Here is a 217-nt window from a genome sequence, read left to right on the forward strand (position 1 = left end):
GTGGTGGCCGACGCGGGCACGCATCTGGTGTTCGTGGACAACCCGTGGGACGGCACGGTGACGCTGCGGGAGGGCGCGGAGGGCGCCGGTTCCGGGCACGACCGGCTGGGCACGGGCGAGCTGCGCATGGAGGGCGGTCCGGTGCGCGGCTGGGTGATCGTGGGGACGCCGGCGCGGGTGCTGCTGACGTGGGCGTCGCTGACCGGGGCGCCGGCGC

The 217-nt window shown here is 77.4% G+C and carries 1 pseudogene; it reads left to right on the top strand.

From position 1 onward, the window contains the following. Nucleotides 1–217, top strand: a pseudogene (locus CCN29_RS36815) (hypothetical protein); the annotation flags it as partial.

It is taken from the genome of Streptomyces pseudogriseolus (genome assembly GCA_002154585.1).
Lineage (GTDB): Bacteria > Actinomycetota > Actinomycetes > Streptomycetales > Streptomycetaceae > Streptomyces > Streptomyces pseudogriseolus.